The following is a 15,246-nucleotide window of genomic DNA, read 5'->3' as shown; positions in this document are numbered from 1 at the left end:
CGCAAGCAGGACGAGGCTCTCGCCGACCCCATTCGGTGCGCGTTCGATCCATGTCCGCCGGGCGGCCTAGGATCCAAGCGTCGGGCCATGTTCGATGGAATGCCGCAGATCGGCAAAGACCAGGTACTTTAGTCGCGGAAACTCGATTCGAAGCCTCCAGATGGCCGTTGGGACGAAGCTGACTCGCCGCGAACTGTACGACCTCGTGTGGTCAACGCCTATGAGGACGCTGGCTCAGCAGTTTGGCATTTCGGACGTGGGTCTCAAGAAGAGCTGTGATCGGCATAGGGTGCCGACCCCACCCAGGGGCTATTGGGCTCAGATCGAGGCGGGGAAAAAGACCAAGAAGGCGGTCTTCGTCGAGGTGGACGACGCACGGCTAAATCAGATCGAAGTTGGAACCCATGCGCTGCAACTGCCAGAGCCTGTACGTCATGTGATCGAGGTGCAGAGGGCTGAACGAAAGCAACACGCGGAGCGGCGGCGCGCACCGAAAACGATAGTTGAGCACGAACCGATTCGAGATCCGCATCCCAAGATCAAGGCCACGGCGAGGGAACTCCGCGCAACGAAGGAGAGGTCAGAAATAGCTCGCGCAAAAGCGGAGGGCATGTGCGGGGTCGAAATCGGGCAGGCATCAATTGAGAGAGCGATTTTTATCCTCGACCAGATGGCTCGCGCGTTTGAAGAGCGCGGCCTTCCGCTCGTACCGATCGGAAATGGGATGCGCGTTGAGGTGGGCCCAGACTCTGCAATCCTCCGGCTGATCGAGCGCGTGCGGAAAGTGGACCATATACCCACGGCTGAAGAAATTGAGGCGGAGGCTCGTCGTCAAAAGCGTCTCTCCCGAAGTTGGAATGATGAATCCACGTGGTTTTTGGGAGGATACGATCGATCCTATCCGGAGAAGGACATCATCCGAACCGGTCAGCTGTCCGTCCAAATTGAAGGCTACACTGAAGGCGTCCGACGTACCTGGGCGGACGGTAAGCTGCAAACGGTCGAAGACCTCATCCCCTCGATAGTCGATGGCACAGAGATCCTTCTCGCAGCCCGAAAAGCAGCAAGGGAGGCGCGAGAGGAGCATGCGAGACGATGGACTGAGTTGAGGCGGCGGCGCCAATTGGCTCAGCAGCGAGGGGAACGGGAGAAGGCCCGCCTCGATTTTTTTGAAAGGCTGGGAGCGGTTCGGCAGGAGGCGACTTTGCTTCGTGATCAGCTTTCGCAGATCAGAGGCTCGATCGGAGGCGCGAGCGTGTCGATCGATCGCATGATCGATTGGGGGGAACGTCGCTTGGCATCTCTCGAGGCACAGCTTGACCCATTGCGAATTGAAGAGACCGCGACGAACGCGAAACTCTTCCCGAGCGAGGAAGATGACGAACTGTTCGATCCACTCGGCGATCCTCCGGACGGCCATTTCTGGTAGGAGGGAGCATCGTCATGCCGCTGTCCGTGACCGCGCTTGCGACATTGCGACAGCCGCGACGTTTGCGACAGTTCGCTTCCAAGGAAAGTCGGACGACAGGGCTTCGCAGACGGCGCGACGCAAGGTGCTCTACATCAAGAAGCATCCTGAGACGGCCAACGGCGCAAACCAACACGACAGCCTTCGCCAAAATGGCGAAGCCTCCCCCCGCTTCACCAAAGAGACCGCCGACAGGACGGGCCGGGCCGAGCGCAATATCCAGCGCGACGCCGAGCGCGGTGAGAAGGTCTGCCCCGAGGCGCTCGACCTCATCCGAGGAACCGACCTCGATAAGGGCACCTACCTCGACAATCGCACGGTGCGATATCCGTAACGGTTGCGCTTTTGCTCTCCCCGGATGGAGGTCTCAAATTCCGCACCGTGCGGTATTTGTCGTCGTCGCAGATGCATGGCCCTAGGTGGACAAAATGGACAAAGGTGCCAAAAGTCGGCCCTGAGGTTGCGGATTCAGGTTGCAGGGTCGCCCTTGCTCGCGAGGGCCGAGCGAAGCGGGAGATGCGATGATCCGGGCTTTCCAGAAGTTCCACAGAGACGGCACGATCTGGGCACGGGGCCAGACCATCGACGATGTTCCCACTGGATATTGGGAATGGTTTCGAAAAGACGGCACCAAGTTGCGCACGGGATACTTCCTCGACGGGGTGCAGGTGGGCGACTGGACGACCTACGATCGTGAAGGGGCCGTCTATAAGGTGACGACCATGAAGCCCGGAGGGGCTCAGTCGCCGCCGCCGCTAATCCGGACAAGTCCAACCGGTCGAAGCTTATCCAGCGGGTCGTAACTGAATGGCTCAAGGCGAAGGGATGCTGAAATAGTAATTGTGGGGGCGCGCCGAGCGATCGGTATACAGCGGAGGGAACTCTCGCGTCTGAAAGGGCTTAATAATCGAGGCATCGTCAAGGACAGGCAGTGTCGAATCATCAATGGATTTGCGCTGCGTTGGCGTTGTCACTAGCGAGCGCATTCTTTGTCGGACTGCTGACGGTGAAAGTCCTTCCCTCACACACAGCCGGCAGGTCAGCACTCTGGATCCCGGTCGTGTCTTTGGTTTTGTTGACCGCCGCGATCACGCTTGTGGCTATAGGTTGAGGCTTCGACGCTCATCCGGCAAAGGTACGGCTGGTTACACAATCGTCTCCGAAGGCCAGCGCCGCAGCCTTGAGGTGAGAGGGATCCACCCGGCCGGCCTCGACCTCGCGGATTAACATCTGCACCAAGTCCAACCTAGCTTCGGTGCTCATCGCCAAGACCGATGATGCCGAGTGCAGAACGACCGCCTCATAAGCTGCTGTGATTGCGGTTGCGGCCTCGCCACCAAATCGGCGCGTGAGCTCATCAGTCCTGCCCGTCGGCACTTCACGCCCCCAAAGCGAAGGCAACCCGAGATGCGAGCCAACTGGCTCGACGCGCCTGAGCACGCCGCGGAATTATCGTCCAGCATCCAACCTGATCAAGAGGATACTTCCGCTCCCCGATGGGTGGCGGAACCGGACTCCGGTCGTGCGACGACGTCAACCGCCTTCGGTCGGAGCTGCAGCCAAGGCCGCTAGCGTAAGCCTGTCCTCATCGAAGCCATGCTCGCGGCCGGATGAGAGGATCGCGCTCAACATGTCTCGACGGACCTCACGCGAGGGCACATAGTACCGGTCGTTGAGCGAGAGGATCGAGACGGCGCGATCATAGGCGACGGCCGCACGCGTGGCATCCTCGGTGCCGATGCTCTCCGAAAGGCTTCCCGTCCTGCTCGCCGCGATCGTCATGCCACACGATTCCCCCGCCGATCGATTGTTGGCCAGGCCGCGGATAGTGGCAAGGGAGGAGGTGACGAACGAAGGCCCCGCCGAACCGCTGCCGCATCCCCGCGTTGGCCTTGCAGGAGGTCATACGCATGGCAACGCAAGGCTACGGCAATCAGGACACGGCGCCTCCGAACGCGGCTCCGTCGCGGTCGCAGGACGACCCCGGCTCGGACGAGGTGACGGGGCGTAAGGATCCGCCTTCCCGGAAAGAGGAGAGGGACGAGGTCAACACGCCCGGCGATGGCGCCGGCCCCGCGTCTGTCCCTGATGACGAAGCTGATCCCGGTGTCGGTTGAGCAGCCGGGATCGCGACCTTACGGAGGCGACAACCGCCGAGGCCGGCCGACTTGATCCTGCCGCCATCGCCCACCATATCGTTCGGATCGCCATGGTGTTCGCCCCGAGGGGCTTGAGCACCGGCGGCAGTTTCGTCGCCCGTCCCGGCACATAGTCCGGCGCGCGATCGAGACGCAGAGGCGCCCGCCCGAGAGATCGGAGCGGGCGTTTTCCTTGATGCGGTGTCCTCTAGAGCCTTCTTCGTGGTTGGCAGAGCAGCACGATCGCGCCCACGAAGACAGACATCATCGAGCCCACGAGCACGCCAACCTTCACGTTGGCTTCGAGTTGCGGCTGGTTATCGAATGCCAACAGACCGATGAAGAGGCTCATCGTGAAGCCGATGCCGCAGAGGGTCGCGACGCCGTAGGTCTGTAGCCAGGTCGCATGCGCCGGCAGCTTTGCGATGCCGGTCCGCACCGCGAGGTACACGGCACCGAAGACGCCGATCTGTTTGCCGACGAAGAGGCCGAGCGCGATCCCGAGCGTGACCGGATGAAGCATCGTCGCCCACGACAGGCCGGCGAGCGACACGCCGGCATTGGCGAAGCCGAAGATGGGGAGGACGACGAAGGCGCACCATGGCTGCAGGGCATGTTCGAGGCGATGCAGCGGAGACGTCGCATCATCCGGCCGGCCCGGGCTTTGGCGCAACGGGATCGTCAGCGCCAGGACGACGCCTGCGACCGTCGCGTGAACGCGCGGCGGCGGGCGAAGAAGGTGGCGATCCAGGCGCGCATGCCGTAATGCTATCGCGTCACCGCATCGTGTCGAGATCGGCATCGACCCTGATCGCCCGGGGATGCCATGTCGCAGCCGACTCCAATCCCTTTGTGGAACCCCCTATGACCGCTCGATGAGGAAGCGTCGCGACGGAGAACCGAAGAAGCAGGTTGCGGCACTACCGCTGGCCCGCGATCCCTCCGGCGCCCTGCGTATCCTTATGATCACATCTCGCGAGACAATGCGCTTCATCGTACCGAAGGGCTGGCCGGTCAAAGGCTTGAAAGACCACCAAGCTGCGGCGGTCGAGGCGAGGGAAGAGGCAGGGCTTGTAGGCCGAACCTATCCGAAGCCGATCGGATCCTACCTCGCCTGGAAGCGGCAGAAGACCGGTTTCTGTCTCGTGAAGGTGAAGGTCTTCCTCATAGAGGTCCAGGGGCACCTCGACGGCTGGAAGGAGAAGGGACAGCGGTCGATCGCGTGGCTGAAGGCCGAAGATGCAGCCACCCTGATCGACGAGCCCGGCTTGGCTGAAATCGTTCTGAACCTGCCGCGGCGCCTGCCGAAGAAGTGGCGATCGAACGCCCGCGCAATTCCGCTCGTGGATCAAATCTCAGGGCCGCACCCTATCATCAGGCCACCCGGTGGTGCGTAACCGCGAGATGGACGAAGAGGTCGAGAAGCGAGCGGAGATGCGAGAGCTGCGGGAGATCGTCCGCGCCATGCGGCAGGCGAGACCGGCGTGAAGCGGAGGTGGACGATCCCGCCGTACCGGAGAGGTCTGCCGATCGAGTTGGCGCCGCGGTGATCCCGTAAGAGCCCGCCCGAGAGATCGGAGCGAGAGTCATCGTGGGGCAAGGAACATTTTGTCCTATGCCGTACTGCTACGACTGATCTGGCTTATCCGGACAAAATCCAAGATTCGAGCATTGATCTTTTAACCTGCAATGAGATGGGTGTGTTGTCGTATTGCAGGGGGCCGTGCCCCCCGGGGAGGCAGGGACATGGCAGGAGTTTTTCGGTTTACAAGCGGAGGAAATTACGACCCGAATAATTCTTCGAGCATACATAGATTCAATAGCGGACCGCCGCTCGATTTGTTCATCAACACCAACGATAGCATGGTCGTAACCGCTTCTTCTTATTTCCTTGCTTACAACAGCGGATTCGGCACTTCCGGCGCCTGGACACTCAACGCTCCGGACGGAGCGTATCTGGGCCCCACGCAACATGCCATCTATCTCGATTATTCCGGAGGGGCCGGTGTCGCAAACTTCCAGGGCGGCAACTGGGGCGACGTCCTAATCGGCGGATCCGCCGCGGACACGCTGAACGGCGGCGGCGGCGACGACCGTCTGAACGGCGGCCTTGGCGCGGACACGATGACGGGCGGCACCGGCAACGACATCTTCTATGTCGACAATGTCGGCGACATCGTCGTGGAACTGGCCGGTCAAGGGACCGATCAGGTCCGTACGACCCTCGACAACTATGTCCTCGGCGCCAACGTCGAGAACCTGTTCCTGATGGGAACTGCCGATCTCAGCGGCACGGGCAACGCGCTGAACAACGTCCTTCAGGGCAACAGCGGCGCCAACACGCTCTCGGGTGGGGCCGGCAACGATCGCCTCGACGGGCGGGCAGGAGCCGACACCCTGATCGGCGGCACCGGCAACGACACCTATTACATCGACGATCTCGGCGACGTGATGGTCGAAGAGGCCGGCGAGGGCTACGACACTGCCTTCCTCAGCGTCGACGGCTACGTCCTCGCCGACGGCGCCTCGGTCGAGCGCCTGATCCTGCGCGACGGCATCGTCTCGGCGAGCGGCAACGACCTCGACAACGTCCTCCAGGGCAATGCGGGAGACAACGTTCTGTCCGGCGGGGCCGGCCGCGACACGCTCAAGGGCGGGGCCGGAAACGACACACTGAGCGGCGGCGCGGGCATCGACAGCCTGTATGGCGGGACGGGCGCGGACACCTTCGTGCTCACCGCGACGACGGCCGACCGCGACATGATCCGCGACTTCGTGGCGGGCGAGGACACCCTTCAGATCAGCGCCTCGCTCTTCGGCGGCGGGCTCCTCGCGGGTGACGCACTCACCCCCGAGCAATTCGTCCTCAGCACGACCGGCCGGGCGACGAGCGCCACGGACCGCTTCCTATATGTCGAGAGCAAGGGGCATCTCTACTATGATGCCGACGGCTCCGGCCGCGACGAGGCCCCGCAACTCATCGCCTATCTCACGCCCAACACCGCCCTGACCGCATCCGATTTCTACGTCTTCTGAGGCAGAATTAGCGTCCTGCGTGGCTGTTACAACCATGCAGGTCTGCGCCTTCGTAACGGAGATTTAGATCAGCGCCAGAGCGGCGCCGAGACTATCATCGCCGGTGTCGCGGCAGCGTTGGAAGCCGGGAATTCCGGCGTCCAAACGAAGCGAGGCGGACGCGGGATCGGGGCTCAACCTTCGGCCAGTGGCTGACCGGTCTCGATCCGCCGCAAGACTTCCTTCTGCTCCGCAGGAGTGAGCTTGATCCACGTCAGGAGGATTTCGAGGTCCAGGGCGAGGTCCCGGACACGGGCGTCCTCGGCTTTGGCCTTCTTGCGCTTGCTCATGCCTGAATCTCCCCGCTGCGAAGGCGCCAGACGAGGCTTTCGCGAAAGGGCCGGTCTGGATTGTCGAGCAGGTCTGAGACGATCCGGCCGATGAAGCCGGACAGGTGCGGCTGGAGTGCTGCGAAGATGCGCAGGCGGGCGGGATCATCCCTCAAGGTCGGGGACGTCTCATAGGTGATCTCGACGAGCAGGACGGCCGCAGCGCTCATGATGGACGGTGGCAGGTTGCGGATCGCGTCTTCGGTGCCATCGAGCGCGATGAGAAGTGGATCGGTAACGCCGTCCGGGAGGTCGTCCGGCTCGCGGTTATAGGCCGAGCATGCGCCGAGCCACGTCAGGATCGCGCGATCGGCTGGATGGAGAGGAGACGCCCATGCCATTGTCACGGGCGCGACCGTGAAGGCGGCATAGAGGCCGGCGAGGAAGGAACGCCGGGATGATGGGCGAGCGGGATCGTTTGTCGACATGGTGATGTCTCCGTTCGTGGCGTGATGGGGGGCAGGAGGCCCGGCAGCGGGACTGCCGCGCCGGTCGCTCAGTGGAGCGGTTGTCGTAGAAGCGGCGGCCCGTTTGGCGATCAGGCGAAGCCGCCCATAGCGGCCATTTCCTTCAGGACGAGCCGCAGCAGCTTGAATTCATCATCCGGCGCCCCAGGATGAAATCGGTCCAAGTCCTGCCGGACCATTTCGGCCTTGGCAGCGATATCGCGGATACCGGTAGACGGCTCTGCAATCGCTCGCCTCCACACCTCATTCTGCTGCCGGAACCATTCGTCCCAATCCGCTTCGGACAGGCGCCCGACGTTAGCAGAGACGTCGTGCCAGTTCGCCCGTTCCACTGTTCTCAAACAGGCTGCGGCTAGATCGGACATCGGCTCGGGGGCTGCCGTGGCGCTGGCGGTCGCGGCACTGGCAGGAAGGACCGCCAGTGCTCCGATAAAGGCCCGCCTGGACTGAGGGCGAGCGACAGGGTTCGCAGACATGATGGTCTCCGTGGTGGTTCTCTGGACTGAGGGGAGCGCCGACGCCGGCGCGGTGGGTTACGCGACGCGGTGAAGGATCATCGGCTCACCATCCGTGAACGGCGGCGCGGGAGCCGGAGTGGAAGACGCGACCGCGATAGGGGCTGACGACAGGCCGGGGCCGGATCATAACCGGCTCGCGGATCGCGAAGGGCTCGGCCGCACACGTCTCCACCATGGCGGCTTTAGCGCGCGCCCAGACAGTGCGGAGGGCAATCCGCATGCGGACCTGCCAGGAGCCGAAAGAGCGGTTGATGGATCGGGCCATCGCCACGGCCTCGCGCATGATGGCGGAGCGGTTGAAGCGTCCGCCGGAAACGAGGGCGGGCTTCGCGACACGCTCGGCGCGGACGGTGTCGATGAAGCTGCGGAGGGCGAGATGGCGGGGCATTCGTTCATCACAACTAAATTCGTTATGATGAACCTAATCAGCCATACTTTTCCTGTCAAACGAAAATCGTTATGGTGAACCGATTTTGTTTGGAGGTTGGCTTGAAGCCTTCTCAATGCCGTGCGGGTCGGGCACTCGTAGAATGGTCGCAAAGCGAGTTGGCCGAGCAGGCCAATGTGGGCCTGAGCACGGTCCGCAACTTCGAGGCGGGCCGGTCCGTGCCGATCTCGAATAACCTGAACTCGATGCGGGAAGCCCTGGAACGTGCGGGCGTCAAGTTCATCCCCGAGAACGGCGGCGGCGCAGGCGTCCGGCTGGCGAAGAGGGGGGATCGATAAACAGGGCGTCCGAATTGCGGTAGCGTTGACTCTCACCCCCTGCGTGTACGGAATATAGCGAAAAGGGGAGTGAGCGGCTCTGAGCCCGGAAGATTTCGAGCCACCGATGCGCGAATGGTGCGGTCTGGTTCAGTGCCGAAAAGCCGTTTTTGGATGGCCGTCTTGGATCGAGGTTCCATCCCGACACGAAAGCCCCGCCCGAGCTAGAAGGGCTGGTCGAACTCCGTTCATCTCGCATGAGGCGGATAGGTGCACGCTTACCGTTCTGCTTGCTGATGAAACCTCCGCTTCTCTTGAGGGGACGCACCTGCGGATCATGGCATGGAAACGCCGCTCCCTGGAGGATGTGACGGCGATTCTCGAAACGCTCTATGAGGGGAAGCCGACATGCCTTGCCCGTGTCGACTGCCATCCTCGCTCACCGCATACGAACCAGCACTGGCGCAAATTCGGCTGCCCGGCTACCATTGATGGCTCGCACGTTCATCGCTTCGAGGAGAATGCGAGGGTAGGGCGGGATGCATTCCATCCGGTCGGAAACCTCCCCGTCGCCTACCCCGTTGAGGAAGAACCTCAAAGCTTTAGGGATTTTGTGCGACTTGTCGGAGTGGTTTTCGCAATCGCTGGCCTCGATGACCTACCGCCGCCGCCAACGCAGGAGGGAATGGTATGATCAGCCACCGTTCACCTATCCCCGTTGCGAGCGCTCACGAGATCGCCCAGGAGGTCGCGAGCGCGCTCGCTTACTCGCGTCAAACCAACGGCGATCCCGTCATCGTGACACCTCTGATCTATCCCGGCGGGACGCGGGTTACGCTTGGCATTCGCCCTCTTGAGCACGGCTACCTAGTGAGCGACTTCGGCTCCGGGGCGCGGGAAGCCGATCTCCTCGGCGGCGGGCGCATCTTTCAGCGTATTGCGCGTGAGCAGGCGGCCTTGAATGAAGTTCGGTTCGATAGCGACATGATCTTCGACATTGAGGTGCCGAGGGATGCCCTGGTTACCGCGGCGATCATGGTCGCGAATGCGTCCAAGACCGCCGTCGAGCTCACCGCGTTCCGTTTAGCGGAGCGGCGGCACGAGATCGACCTAGAGCGTCTTCTCGGGCGCGTTGAGGATATTCTCGGCGCCAAGAACGTAATTCGGGAGGCTGAACTAGTTGGGGCGTCGTCCAAGTGGAGAGTTGACGCCCTTGTGCACCGGCCGGGGCGATTAGATGCCGTCTTCGATCTGGTCGCGGCTAACGCCAATTCGGTCAACGCGACCGTCACCAAGTTCCTTGACTTAAGCCAGCTCTCCAATGGCCAGCTTGATCGCTTCTCGGTGCTGGCGGACAAGGAGCATACGCCCCATGTAGCGGTGCTCAGCTCCACGTCACGCCTCGTTTCGATCGAAGCCGCCCCCGCAGCCTTGGCAGCTTAAGGAGTTCCTGAGCGGCGTCTTTCGCCTCATCGGAGAGGGATGCGATCTTGGCGGCGCGGTGGACCGCGTCCTTGTCGATGCCCAGTTCGCGCGAAGCGGCTCGGATACCAGCGTCCTTCGGCTGCTTCCCTCCGGGTGTCGCAACTTGCGACACCTTCCGTTTCTCCTCCGTCAGCCTGACCCATTCGGCGATCTGATCGGAGCGCTCCTGCACCGTGATCGACGAGAACCTCAGCCGGGCTGAGTTGAGCCCGGCCGACAGGGCCTCGCAGACGACACCTTGGAGAGCCCTCTAGCGGAGAATGCAGGTTCCCGTACTGTGAGCCCCGGAATAAGGGGCAGCAACATGTTTGGGATGGGACGCCGGAAAGCGACCTCCGCGATCGTTGACGGACTTCGGCCTTTGGTCGCGATCGTTCAGCATGCTCGAGGCCTCCCGCCGCGATTCTGGCTCGACCCCTATGTAGTCGGGTTCTTCACGAGCTTGGCCACAAGCCATGCTAAGCTCGCGACCGCAGGTAGGATCGCTGGGAGTGATCTAGGGCAAGCAGTAGCGGACGGGATCGGAAGCGTTTCGAACATGAACGGGGCAGAGATCGTGATGGAGGCTGTTCGTTTCGCGGGGGCCGAAGATGAGGCGTACATCCGAGGTGTCGACGATGCGCTCACCATATTTCATTACACGCTCGGAAACTTGAAGGATGAGAGGAGCAACGCACTCGTGGTTCGCGCAGCCGAGGCAGCGGGCGGTTTCGGTGACCGAAGTCGCGTAGGTGCGATGTTATTTCAGACGACCTTTATGCGTCGCATCGAAGACCGGCTATTCGACTGATCGACCGCGACCCGGCGCGATGTCGCCAGTCTGTCTCTCCGCCTTCATCGTCCGTGCCCCGCATTGCGAGCAGACAAGTCGCTTCGTCAGCCGGACGAGCGGCATCTCGTCAGCTTCCCTTCTGAGCGTCGCTACATGACCGCAGGCGAGGCATTGGATGACGGTAAGGCGATTCCCGGCCATGACGTCACCGCGAATCCGGTTTGCGTTCGGGACGGCCGGACAGGAAGCGGGAGTTCGAAGCCCTGACGCCATGCTCGGCCGCCTCCTCGGCGCCTGCATTCGGTCCCTCGGCAGAACATCGCGTCGTGGGGGGCGAGCCGCATACCCTGCCAATGTCCGCCCAGCCGACGCATCGACCGCTCGGGCCACGATAGCCTGGGCCGCCACGGCAGCCGCACCCCGAGCACGCTGCCGCGGCCGGCCCGAGAAAGGCTATAGAGACGAGAAACCCGGCGAGCACGGCCCTCATGGCAGGGCAAGCCTTCGGAGCTTCTGCAAAGCCAGTGCGGCCTCATCCACGACCGGCGGATAACGGCCATTCAATAGGTCGTCGATGGTCGGATAGGCTTGCACTCGCTGGCAAGCGCCGATCACGTCCAGCACGGCCTTTTCGATGGCGTATGTGCGTCCGGTGAAGTCGAGCACCTGACGCGCAGCAACATCGATGTTGTGAAGCGTCGCTACGTCGCCTCTGCCGGCGGACAGCGCCGCGATCCCTCGCGAGATATCGACGAGCCGTTCTGCGATCTCCCGCCGGTTGCGTGTCGGCTCCTTCGGCCGTGGTCCGGGATCCGGATACCGATCCGCGCCCTTGATGCCGATATCCTGGCCGGTCCGGCGAGCGATCTCCACCGCGACCTTCGCCCAGAGGCGGGCGTCGGCATCATCCTGGCGCCCTCTCGCCTCCCGAGCCCGCTGACGGGCGCCGGCATAGGCCATCTCCCCCATCCAGTTCATCAGGTCCGTCGCCTCGCGCGCGACACGCTCGCGGAACTCGCGGCGGCGAGCGAAGAAGGCGGCGATCCAGGCGCGCATGCCAGCATGGTAGCTGGCTCGGCCAGCCTGTCGAGATCGGAATCGATCCTGATCGCCCGGGATGCCATGGCGCCGCGGTCGGAGTTCGATTGATCCCGAGACTTGGCTAGATGCAGAGGGGAGAGAGGTGGGATGAGACCAAAAAGCCCCGCGCTAGGCGGGGCTGGTGTCGGCTCGCCGGTGCGAATTGAGCGTCAGGCGGCTACGGCCGGCGCCTTCTTCGTCCAGAAGATGCACCCGAGTTCCCTCATGCGGATTTCTGCAACTTGTGTGGATACGCCAAACCGCTCGGCAAGTTCGGGGGCGGTCTGCAAGCCTTCTTCCCAGGCTTCTCGAACGAGGGAACGAGGCATCAGGGTTCGCGCCGCAAAACTGTTCGCCTGCCGCTCGTGAACGTCCGCAAGCTGCTCACTTCGATAAAGCGCATTGTCGACTACGCCGTCGCCGATGAGGTCCCGGTGCATCGCGTAATGGGCAATCTCGTGAGCAAGAGTGAACCTCTGCCTAGTGTTTGGATGCAGCGCGTTCACCTCGACGGTGCAAGGCCCATCGCGCTCGCATCGGATCGAGCCTGAGATGTTGTCGGGCAGCGGGACGCGCAGAACGATGAGACCCAAGGCTCGAGCCATCCCCTCAACATCGACGGGAGCCCGATCGAGGAACGTTCCGATAATCTCAATGGGGAGCAACTCACTGTCGCGCATCGTCGTCTCCCGCTGCGTCCCCATAGTCCTCTTCAGTGCGCGCACTCGAAAGCATCCCTTCCACAGTCCGGATCGCGACCGACGCCGCCGTATCTCGGGCGGCCTTCTCGGCTACCGCTCGGGCCGTAGTCTCGCTCTTATTGAGGATCACTTCCTTGATAGATGCATACCCCCAAATGGCCGCAATAGCCACCACGAAAGCCATCATGGCCAGCACGATCGATTGCGTCGATACGGCAACGCCGATGACGGCGATAGGATCGAAGGCAGGGCTGGCGGGGGCGGATGGACCCGAATGCCGGGGCGCGTTGAGAAGGAGCCCGGCCATGATCGCAATGCCCATGGTCGCGAGCCACAGGAGGGCGCCGAGGATGACGATGGTTGCTCGCATGGCCGCGGGTTTTCCGAAATCAAGCCGTTGTGGCGGGATTCGGTTAACGGCGGCCCCACGCCGCCCCGACCCACCCCCAAGGCTAGAGGCGGGTCAGACGGCCGTCGGCCCGGCCGGCGATCGTTGCGTCACACTTAATCACCCGCCCTCATCCTCATCATGAGTCACGGCCAGCAGCATGCAGGCCGCTTCTTCTGTCTCCGTCATCGAGGAAGGGGCTAGGGCGTCCATAGTCCGGTCATCCCTGAATACTCTCGGCGAAGTCGTCCGGCACCTCGCCGACCGTCTGGATGATCGAGATCGAGGCGACTTCGCCGGTCTCGTCGTCCGCGACGACGCTGATTGCGGCCGAGCCCGGCACGCGGGTCGCCAGCGCCTCGGCCCGCTTCAGCGCACCGTTCTGCGTCGGCGCGACATCCTTCGCGCCGGGCACGAGCCGCCCGCGCTTCCGCTCGAACGCTTGGACGATGAAGGTGGTCTTGTTGGCCATCTCGCACCCTCGCATGGCCAGCCCATGCTCGCTACTGGCCTCAGAGATCCTGCTCTGGCTGGCACGCGAGCAGCCACTCGCGCTTCGCCTTCATGGCCCGGTAGGCGCCGAGTTCCGCTCGATTTATGCGGCCGGTATCAACCTCCCGGTTCAGCAACACCCGCGTCCGAACCGCTAGGTCGGATCGCTTGCGGTCCGCGCCGATGCAGTCGAGCGAGGTCGGTGTGGTGGCGAGGAGGACGGCCAAGGCCAGCATTTCGCGACCCTCGCACGGCTCGGCTACGCTCGCCAGCTCGGGTTCTCAATCACTCGCGAGTGAGCGAGAGCGCCACCTTCCGCAGCGCCGGCGCCGCCAAGATTACGACGGGTAGCATGACGACCCACGACGTCATCCAGGCAACGAGCCAGTTCATCAGGACACGCCCTCCACTGGTTGCGGCAAGGCATGCGATGCCGCTTGCTACCCCGGTCGTCAGGCCGGATTGAAGGACGGCGAATACGTAGTGAACGTGTCGGCGGGCGATGGGAAGCATGGCACCAGCGTCGTGAGTGTCGGTGGCGGTATGCGAGCATCGTGCCGGGTGCGTGAAATCACAGGATTGCACAAGCCGCTAGCCGCGGGTGCAAGGCTGGAGCTACGCTCGCCAGCATGTGCAATCTCTACTCCGTTACGACGAACCAGGAGGCGATCCGGCGCCTGTTCCGGGTCGACAGGGACGTGACGGGCAACCTGCCGCCGTTGCCGGGCGTGTTCCCAGACTATGCGGCGCCGATCGTGCGGGTCGATGGCGACGAGCGCGTCCTCGCAATGGCGCGCTGGGGCATGCCGTCGAGCGGAAAAGCACTGTTCGAAGCGGCGAAGAAGCGCGCTGACAAACTCCGGGCGAAGGGCCGCGTGGTCGACGAGGCGGCATTCGCGGAGCTGCTGCGCACGGAGCCCGACGGCGGGACAACCAACGTTCGCAACACGTCTTCAAAGCACTGGCAACGCTGGCTCGGCCCCGAGTCCCGCTGCCTCGTCCCCCTGACCAGCTTCGCCGAGCCGGGAGCCGACAAGCTGCCAGTCTGGTTCGCATTCGGCGAGCACCGTCCGCTTGTGGCCTTCGCCGGGATCTGGACCCCGCAATGGACTTCGGTCCGGAAGGTGAAGACCGGGCCGGAGACGATCGACCTCTTCGCCTTCCTGACGACCGAGCCGAGTGAGCCGGTCGCGTCCATCCATCCGAAGGCCATGCCAGTCATCTTAACGACCGAAGCCGAGCGTGACGTCTGGCTTGGTGCTCCATGGTCCGAAGCCTCGGCGCTTCAACGTCCGCTGCCGGCAGAGATGCTCGAGATCGTCGCCCGAGGGGAGAAGGAAGATCCGCCGCCGCAGCCCGAGCCGTCCCTCCTATAAGGCTGCGAGCCAATCGGCATAGATCGTCGTCCGGGCCATCCGTCGGTTGAAGTCGGGTGCGCCATCGGTCCACCAGACCGGGCCGCGCTCGCCGAGCGCGCGTTTCGCTGCGTCGACGTCGGCACGCGCACTTCGCAACTCATCCGGGCGACCTGCTCGCTTGGCGACCCCGAGACGACGGCGCGCGTCCATCAGGGCCGCGACATGCGCCGCACGCTCGGGCTCGGGCAGGTTCGGGTTCGATCGACGCCA

At 63.2% G+C, this 15,246-nt stretch carries 20 protein-coding genes and 1 pseudogene; 8 read left to right on the top strand and 13 right to left on the bottom strand.

Features of this window, described 5'->3' with window-relative positions; genetic code table 11:
- Window positions 1–160: 160 nt before the first annotated feature.
- Together EV668_RS11815 and EV668_RS11810 are read left to right on the top strand one after the other, a co-directional pair.
- Window positions 161–1,429: a hypothetical protein gene (locus EV668_RS11815; protein ID WP_133770246.1), complete on the top strand. Its 1,269-nt coding sequence runs from the start codon at window positions 161–163 to the stop codon at window positions 1,427–1,429.
- Between the two features lie 124 nt (window positions 1,430–1,553).
- Window positions 1,554–1,802 carry a hypothetical protein gene (locus tag EV668_RS11810; protein ID WP_133770244.1) on the top strand — a complete coding sequence of 83 codons (249 nt, stop codon included), beginning with the start codon at window positions 1,554–1,556 and terminating at the stop codon, window positions 1,800–1,802.
- A 1,199-nt stretch (window positions 1,803–3,001) separates the two neighbouring features.
- Here the strand turns inward: EV668_RS11810 and EV668_RS11800 are convergent.
- Both EV668_RS11800 and EV668_RS11795 read right to left on the bottom strand, forming a co-directional pair.
- A complete protein-coding gene (locus tag EV668_RS11800; RefSeq protein WP_133770242.1) occupies window positions 3,002–3,250 on the bottom strand; it encodes a hypothetical protein in 249 nt (82 codons plus the stop codon).
- Between the two features lie 564 nt (window positions 3,251–3,814).
- Window positions 3,815–4,324 (bottom strand): annotated as a pseudogene (locus EV668_RS11795) (Na+/H+ antiporter NhaA); the annotation flags it as partial.
- Window positions 4,325–4,481: 157 nt separating this feature from the next.
- On the opposite strand from EV668_RS11795, the gene EV668_RS11790 reads away from it, so the two are divergent.
- A complete protein-coding gene (locus tag EV668_RS11790) occupies window positions 4,482–5,003 on the top strand; it encodes an NUDIX hydrolase (protein ID WP_208111525.1) in 522 nt (173 codons plus the stop codon).
- Window positions 5,004–5,469: 466 nt separating this feature from the next.
- Window positions 5,470–6,642 carry a calcium-binding protein gene (locus tag EV668_RS25595; RefSeq protein WP_166652437.1) on the top strand — a complete coding sequence of 391 codons (1,173 nt, stop codon included), beginning with the start codon at window positions 5,470–5,472 and terminating at the stop codon, window positions 6,640–6,642.
- 173 nt (window positions 6,643–6,815) lie between these two features.
- Here the strand turns inward: EV668_RS25595 and EV668_RS24775 are convergent, their stop codons facing one another.
- From EV668_RS24775 to EV668_RS11770, 4 genes are all read right to left on the bottom strand, one after another.
- On the bottom strand, window positions 6,816–6,971 hold the full coding sequence (locus tag EV668_RS24775) for a hypothetical protein (protein WP_166652436.1): 156 nt from the start codon (window positions 6,969–6,971) through the stop codon (window positions 6,816–6,818).
- On the bottom strand, window positions 6,968–7,438 hold the full coding sequence (locus EV668_RS11780; protein ID WP_133770237.1) for a hypothetical protein: 471 nt from the start codon (window positions 7,436–7,438) through the stop codon (window positions 6,968–6,970). The genes EV668_RS24775 and EV668_RS11780 overlap by 4 nt, the downstream gene beginning before the upstream one ends.
- Window positions 7,439–7,548: 110 nt before the next feature.
- Window positions 7,549–7,953 carry a hypothetical protein gene (locus tag EV668_RS11775; RefSeq protein ID WP_133770235.1) on the bottom strand — a complete coding sequence of 135 codons (405 nt, stop codon included), beginning with the start codon at window positions 7,951–7,953 and terminating at the stop codon, window positions 7,549–7,551.
- Between the two features lie 85 nt (window positions 7,954–8,038).
- Entirely contained in the window at window positions 8,039–8,383 is a 345-nt protein-coding gene (locus EV668_RS11770) for a hypothetical protein (protein ID WP_133770233.1), read from the bottom strand.
- A gap of 158 nt (window positions 8,384–8,541) precedes the next feature.
- Between EV668_RS11770 and EV668_RS11765 the strand changes: the two genes are divergently transcribed.
- The 3 genes from EV668_RS11765 (at window position 8,542) to EV668_RS11755 (ending at window position 10,975) form a co-directional block, all read left to right on the top strand.
- The gene (locus tag EV668_RS11765) at window positions 8,542–8,721 is read left to right on the top strand and encodes a transcriptional regulator (protein ID WP_245513125.1); all 180 of its coding nucleotides are present in this window, start codon (window positions 8,542–8,544) and stop codon (window positions 8,719–8,721) included.
- Between the two features lie 669 nt (window positions 8,722–9,390).
- Window positions 9,391–10,143 carry a hypothetical protein gene (locus EV668_RS11760; protein WP_133770229.1) on the top strand — a complete coding sequence of 251 codons (753 nt, stop codon included), beginning with the start codon at window positions 9,391–9,393 and terminating at the stop codon, window positions 10,141–10,143.
- Window positions 10,144–10,723: 580 nt separating this feature from the next.
- Window positions 10,724–10,975, top strand: a complete 252-nt coding sequence (locus EV668_RS11755; protein ID WP_133770227.1) for a hypothetical protein — start codon at window positions 10,724–10,726, stop codon at window positions 10,973–10,975.
- A 468-nt stretch (window positions 10,976–11,443) separates the two neighbouring features.
- On the opposite strand, the gene EV668_RS11745 is transcribed toward EV668_RS11755, so the two are convergent.
- From EV668_RS11745 to EV668_RS11720, 6 genes are all read right to left on the bottom strand, one after another.
- On the bottom strand, window positions 11,444–12,013 hold the full coding sequence (locus EV668_RS11745) for a hypothetical protein (RefSeq protein WP_133770223.1): 570 nt from the start codon (window positions 12,011–12,013) through the stop codon (window positions 11,444–11,446).
- 194 nt (window positions 12,014–12,207) lie between these two features.
- Window positions 12,208–12,717, bottom strand: coding sequence for an ImmA/IrrE family metallo-endopeptidase (locus EV668_RS11740; RefSeq protein ID WP_166652435.1), 510 nt, complete (start codon window positions 12,715–12,717; stop codon window positions 12,208–12,210).
- On the bottom strand, window positions 12,704–13,108 hold the full coding sequence (locus EV668_RS11735) for a hypothetical protein (protein ID WP_133770219.1): 405 nt from the start codon (window positions 13,106–13,108) through the stop codon (window positions 12,704–12,706). The genes EV668_RS11740 and EV668_RS11735 overlap by 14 nt, the downstream gene beginning before the upstream one ends.
- A gap of 238 nt (window positions 13,109–13,346) precedes the next feature.
- Window positions 13,347–13,598: a hypothetical protein gene (locus tag EV668_RS11730; protein ID WP_133770217.1), complete on the bottom strand. Its 252-nt coding sequence runs from the start codon at window positions 13,596–13,598 to the stop codon at window positions 13,347–13,349.
- A gap of 40 nt (window positions 13,599–13,638) precedes the next feature.
- A complete protein-coding gene (locus tag EV668_RS11725) occupies window positions 13,639–13,854 on the bottom strand; it encodes a hypothetical protein (RefSeq protein ID WP_133770215.1) in 216 nt (71 codons plus the stop codon).
- 49 nt (window positions 13,855–13,903) lie between these two features.
- A complete protein-coding gene (locus EV668_RS11720; protein ID WP_133770213.1) occupies window positions 13,904–14,131 on the bottom strand; it encodes a DUF2798 domain-containing protein in 228 nt (75 codons plus the stop codon).
- Between the two features lie 116 nt (window positions 14,132–14,247).
- On the opposite strand from EV668_RS11720, the gene EV668_RS11715 reads away from it, so the two are divergent.
- Window positions 14,248–14,994 (top strand): SOS response-associated peptidase, encoded by a 747-nt coding sequence (locus EV668_RS11715; protein WP_133770211.1) that lies wholly within the window; start codon window positions 14,248–14,250, stop codon window positions 14,992–14,994.
- Here EV668_RS11715 and EV668_RS11710 read toward each other — a convergent pair.
- Window positions 14,989–15,246, bottom strand: a 258-nt coding sequence (locus tag EV668_RS11710; protein WP_208111524.1) for a hypothetical protein, incomplete at its 5' end; no start/stop codon positions are given. The two genes, EV668_RS11715 and EV668_RS11710, sit on opposite strands and share 6 nt — an antisense overlap.

The organism is Enterovirga rhinocerotis, assembly GCF_004363955.1.
Taxonomy (GTDB): Bacteria; Pseudomonadota; Alphaproteobacteria; order Rhizobiales; family Beijerinckiaceae; genus Enterovirga; species Enterovirga rhinocerotis.
This window is presented reverse-complemented; position numbering and strand designations above follow the sequence as displayed.